We start from the raw sequence: 1944 nt of genomic DNA, 5'->3' as shown, positions 1-1944 counted from the left end.
AGAGTTCTACCAACACACCAAAATAGCCAAAGCATTGAAAGCGAAAACCTATTTTTGCCGCCCTTACCATTCTTGGGAAAAAGGACTGAATGAAAACACCAACGGACTCATCCGACAATATTTCCCTAAACAAACCGATTTCCGAAACATCAGCGATCGGTAGATACGTAGGGTTCAAGATGAGTTGAACCACCGGCCGAGAAAAACACTTGGCTGCGAAACGCCAAGTGTTTTATTTTTGTCCTGTTCCAACGACCTGTACCCTGGTGTTGCACTTGAAATCCGAATTCAAGGTCGTCTGAAAACCCGTTTCAATAACATGAACCTGTTTTTCAGACGACCTGAATCATTTGCCCTTATCGTTAATCAAACCGTTTTTCTGCAAATAATCCCGCGCCACGTCCGCCGGCTTTTCTCCGCCCACTTTCACGCGGTAGTTCATTTCGGTCATTTCGGCTTCGCTGATTTTGCCTGCCAGTTTGTTCAATGCGTTCACGATGTCGGGATGATGTTCGGCAAACTCGGTTTTCATCAGCGGTGCGCCTTGGTAGGAAGGGAAAAGGGCGATGTCGTCTGAAAGGACGGCAAGGCGGTATTGTTTGAGGTCGCTGTCGGTGGAATAAGCTTCGACAAGGTCGATTTTGCCGTTTAGGAGGGCGGTGTAGCGCAGGGCGGGTTCGAGCGTAGAGAGGTGGCTAAACTGTATGCCGTGTTGTTGCAGACCCTTGTAGCCGTCGGCGCGGTCGGTAAATTCGAGGGTGAATCCGGCGCGGATTTGGTTTTGCACGCGTTTGAGGTCGGAGATTTTGTGCAGATTGTGCGCGGCGGCGTAGTCTTGGCTGACGGCGAGGGCGTAGGTGTTTTGGTATGCCATCGGCGGCAGAAAGGTCAGCCGGTGCTGTCGGACGAGCAGGTCTTTGGCAGTTTGGTAGGTCTGTTCGGGGGAAAGGCGGCGGTTTTGCTGTGCGGCGGGGACTTTGACCAGACTTTCGAGGACGGTACCGGTAAATTCGGGGTAGATGTCGATTTCGCCGCTGTTTAAGGCGTTGAACAGGAATGAGGTTTTGCCGAAATTGGGTTTGAGCGCCACCTGCGCGCGCGGATTATTTTCTTCAATCAACTGTTTGTACATATTGATGAGGATGTCGGGTTCGCTGCCGAGCTTGCCTGCGATGGTGATTTTTTGTGCGGATGGGTTCGTTTGAAAAATCGGTGCCAAACCGATGGCGATAAGGATGGCAAGCAGGGCGGCGGTAATCGGCATTTTGTGCTTGGACTTTTGCAGTATGCCGATGCCGCCGCTGACCAATACGGCGAGCAGGGCGGACAACAGCGCGCCGGTAAACGTCATCGCCATGTTGTTGCGGTCGATGCCGAGCAAAATCAGGTTGCCCAAGCCGCCTGCGCCGATGAGCGCGGCGAGTGTTGCCGTGCCGATAATCAATACGGACGCGGTGCGGATGCCGGAAATCATGGCGGGCAGCGCCATCGGCAATTCAATGCGCCACAACGCCTGCCATCGGGACAAGCCGAACGCGGTGTGCGCTTCTTTGATGGCGGGATCGATTTGGCTCAAACCGAGATAGGTGTTCTGAAAAATCGGCAACAGGGCATAGAGCGTCAGCGCAATTAAAACCGGCGGCGAACCGATGCCGACAAAGGGAATCAGCAAGCCAAGCAGCGCGAGGGACGGGATAGTTTGCAGGATATTGGTTACCTGCAAAACACCTTCCGCCCAACGCCGTTTGTCCGCCAGCCATACGGCGAGCGGCACGGCAAGCGCGACTGCGCAAAGCAGGGCAATCAGGGAGAGGCGGAGGTGTTCAAGCGTCGCCTGCCACAACTCGGCTGGCGGTGCGGGAAGTAAATTTAACATAAGCCGCTATTCAAACAAAAAAGAACTTCAACTATATCAAAAGGTCGTCTGAAAATATTTTTCAGACG

The 1944-nt window shown here is 53.2% G+C and carries 1 protein-coding gene and 1 pseudogene; one reads left to right on the top strand and one right to left on the bottom strand.

Translation table 11 applies throughout. The annotated features are described in order from the left end of the window. Window positions 1–244: pseudogene (locus HMPREF2907_RS11845) on the top strand (IS30 family transposase); the annotation flags it as partial. A 102-nt stretch (window positions 245–346) separates the two neighbouring features. Here the strand turns inward: HMPREF2907_RS11845 and HMPREF2907_RS06160 are convergent. After that, window positions 347–1876 (bottom strand): ABC transporter permease/substrate-binding protein, encoded by a 1530-nt coding sequence (locus HMPREF2907_RS06160; protein WP_070681223.1) that lies wholly within the window; start codon window positions 1874–1876, stop codon window positions 347–349. Window positions 1877–1944 lie beyond the last annotated feature (68 nt).

It is taken from the genome of Neisseria sp. HMSC055H02 (genome assembly GCF_001813335.1).
Classification (GTDB): domain Bacteria; phylum Pseudomonadota; class Gammaproteobacteria; order Burkholderiales; family Neisseriaceae; genus Neisseria; species Neisseria sicca_C.
This window is presented reverse-complemented; position numbering and strand designations above follow the sequence as displayed.